Source organism: Microbacterium sp. Bi128, assembly GCF_918698205.1.
In genome coordinates, this window is sequence record NZ_CAKKMM010000963.1 from 1 (window position 1) to 1,970 (window position 1,970).

The 1,970-nt window shown below is 68.4% G+C and carries 3 protein-coding genes; 2 read left to right on the top strand and 1 reads right to left on the bottom strand.

Annotated elements, in window-relative coordinates; translation table 11 throughout:
* Both LQV45_RS28575 and LQV45_RS28580 read left to right on the top strand, forming a co-directional pair.
* On the top strand, window positions 1-649 hold a 649-nt coding region (locus LQV45_RS28575; RefSeq protein WP_230010340.1), incomplete at its 5' end, for an aldehyde dehydrogenase family protein.
* Between the two features lie 135 nt (window positions 650-784).
* Window positions 785-1,351, top strand: a complete 567-nt coding sequence (locus tag LQV45_RS28580; RefSeq protein ID WP_230010343.1) for an isochorismatase family protein — start codon at window positions 785-787, stop codon at window positions 1,349-1,351.
* Here the strand turns inward: LQV45_RS28580 and LQV45_RS28585 are convergent.
* A partial coding sequence (locus LQV45_RS28585; RefSeq protein ID WP_230010344.1) for a hypothetical protein occupies window positions 1,348-1,970 on the bottom strand: 623 nt, incomplete at its 5' end. The two genes, LQV45_RS28580 and LQV45_RS28585, sit on opposite strands and share 4 nt — an antisense overlap.

The following is a 1,970-nucleotide window of genomic DNA, read 5'->3' on the forward strand; positions in this document are numbered from 1 at the left end:
CTGCATGGCAGTCAGCGTCCTCGTCGCGGTCGGCAGCATCGCCGACGACCTCGTGGAGGCGATCAGCACCCGCATGGCTGCCCTCACGATCGGCCCGGGCACGGACCCGGCCTCCCAGATGGGTCCGCTCATCACGGCCGAGCACCGCGACAAGGTGGCCTCCTACGTTGACGGCGCGGCCAACGAGGGCGCCACCGTGGTGGTGGACGGCCGCGAACACGAATTCGACTCCAACGGCTTCTTCATCGGCGTCAGCCTGATCGACCACGTCAAGCCCGGAATGAAGGTCTACGACGACGAGATCTTCGGGCCCGTCCTCTCCGTGGTCCGCGTCGAGACCTACGCCGACGCCGTGAAGCTGGTCAACGACAACGAGTTCGGCAACGGCGTGGCCATCTTCACCCGCGACGGCGGCGCCGCCCGCCAGTTCGAGTTCGACGTCGAGGCCGGCATGGTGGGCGTCAACGTGCCCATCCCGGTGCCGGTCGGCACCTTCTCCTTCGGCGGCTGGAAGAATTCGCTGTTCGGCGACACCCACATGTACGGCCCGGAAAGCATCCGCTTCTACACCCGAGGCAAGGTGGTCACCACCCGCTGGCCGGACCCGTCCACCTCGGTGATCGACCTCGGCTTCCCCCAGGTCGACTGACGCCGCAACCCCCAACAAAAGCAACGCGGGGTCACTTATCGCCCATCCGGCACCGGATCATGGGCCGCAAGTGACCCCGCGTTGTTTGCTGCCTCGGGATTAGAGTGGGCAGACACCGGGAATGCAGGAGGCATTGTGACCACGCTCGTCAACCGTCCCAACACGGCATTGCTCGTCGTCGATATGCAGATCGGCGTCGTCGCCGAGGCATACCGCCGCGACGACGTCATCGCAACAATCGCCGCGCTCGTGGACAAGGCCCGCGACGCCGGGGTGGACGTCGTCTGGGTGCAGCACAGCGGTGAGGAACTCCCGCGCGGCAGCGACGGCTGGCAGTACGTGCCGGAGCTCGCACGCCGCAGCTCGGAGCCGCTCGTGGCCAAGGAGTACAGCGACGCCTTCGAGGCCACCGACCTCGAATCCGTGCTGGCCGGGCGCGGCATAGGGCGCTTCTTCCTGGCCGGTGCGCAGACCGACGAGTGCATCCGCTCGACCCTGCACGGGGCGATCACCCGCGGCTACGACGTCACGCTGGTCGCCGACGCCCACACCACCGAGGACCTGACCGAGTACGGCGCCCCGCCCCCGGCTCTGGTGGTCGCGCACACCAATCTGTACTGGCAGTACCACAAGGCGCCGGGGCGGACGGCGGGAACCGTCAACGCGGCCGACGTCGAGTTCGCCGGCCCAGCAGGGTCCTAGCCCTTCATGATTTCCGCGCGCTGGGCCATGTAGTCCTCCATGGACAGCTTGCCGTCGGTGTACTGCTGGTCGAGCTCGGCCAGCTTGCGGGCCCGGTAGCCCTGCCCGGCCGACGGCGGCGGAGACTGCGGCGCCTGCGCCTGTCCCGCGCCCGGCGCCGGGGGAGTTTGCGATGCCTGCGGCCGTTGCGGTTGCGGCGGGTTGTTCAGGTACTCGGGGCTGTCCTCGTACGGGACGGGGGACTGGTAGCCGACCGGGTTCGGGTACTGCTGGCCGGGGTACGGCTGGTTCGGGAACGGCTGGTCCGGAAACCGGGGACTGGGGTTCTGCGGGTTCGGGTACTCCGCGCTGGGATACTCCGGGCTGGGGTATTGCGGGTTGGGATACGGCTCGTTGGCCGGACCCGACTGCTTCGGGGCGCCCAGCTGGCCAAAGCCGCCGAAGTAGTCCTGCTGGGTGTAGCCATCACGCGGCTGGTTACCCTGGCCGGGGTTGTTCTGGCTGCCCGGGAACCGGCCGAACTGTCCCGGCGTGCCCTGGTTCCGGCCGCGGGCAGACCTGCGGTAGAGGCGCATCGCCACGGGAACCAGGAAGGACAACACGATGATCCAGAAGAACA